Origin of the sequence: Neglectibacter sp. X4 (genome assembly GCF_009917365.1) — a bacterium.
GTDB lineage: Bacteria > Bacillota > Clostridia > Oscillospirales > Acutalibacteraceae > Acutalibacter.
Genome location: NZ_QWLE01000185.1, coordinates 1 through 942, shown reverse-complemented (window position 1 = coordinate 942; position 942 = coordinate 1). Strand labels below are relative to the sequence as shown.

Below are 942 nucleotides of genomic sequence, written 5' to 3'. Positions count from 1 at the left end.
TTTCCCCATGCGGCCCCGTGGTGGGTTATTCCTTGGCTTCCTCGCCGGTGCTGGGCTGGGCCTGATAGTAAATGCCGGATTTCTTGTTGTCCAACACAAACGCATCGTAGCAGATACGGCCCTCTACCAGATCACCGGAAATTCCGGGCGGGTCTTGGTGAATGCGGTAATCTTCCAGCTTGGTCGGGGCCACAGTCGCCACGGGGTGGCACACCATGAACCCAAAACCAGCGGGAAGCCGGTTGGCGGGAATCTTGATGATCTTGGCTCCGTCAAGCTGGGCAATCACGCCACGCAACCGCATATCCTCGGCAATGTCGGTTTCCAAGAAAATGTCCTTGCTCTGTTTCATCAGCAAGTACACATCCGGCGTAACCGTGATAATGCGTCCGGTTTCGGGAACCTCGCTGTTGTCCAGGGCGGTATTGGCTTTGAAGATTTCACCGCAGATGTTGGAGGCAGTCAGCTTCACGGCGGCGGGTTTGTGACCGGCCCCGGCACACATGATACTGTAAACGTAGCTGTCAATTTCAGGAATGCAGACTTCACGAAGCTGGCGTTCCAAGGCGCTTGCCGCCTGAAGCTGTTGGGCGGTTTCATCCACATCCAGCTTGTCAACAGCGAAGGTGAAACTTCTGTCCTTGCGAAGCGTCATTTCCTCGGTGGTGGCATCCAGACCGGACACAGGGCCGAAGCGGCTCCAATTTGTGGTGCTGTTGGTGCCGCCCCGGTCATAGTCGTTCATCCCGGAAGTAGACACCTTGTAAACCTTGATGGAGTGCGCCCCATTCCAATCATAGTCGGTATTGGTCAACAGGGCCTTCTTGCTCTCGGTAGTAAATTTTTCATCCGTCAGGGGACGGAAGGCAGTAACGAGATTAACGGTATTTGCCATTTATTGGCACTTCCTTTCTTGGATCAGGAAAGCCCCATAGCCTTTCT

Annotated in this window: 1 protein-coding gene; it reads right to left on the bottom strand. The window is 54.6% G+C overall.

Annotation, left to right across the window (positions count from 1 at the left end):
- Positions 1-25: 25 nt before the first annotated feature.
- On the bottom strand, positions 26-895 hold the full coding sequence (locus D1841_RS17570) for a hypothetical protein (RefSeq protein ID WP_160644957.1): 870 nt from the start codon (positions 893-895) through the stop codon (positions 26-28).
- Positions 896-942 lie beyond the last annotated feature (47 nt).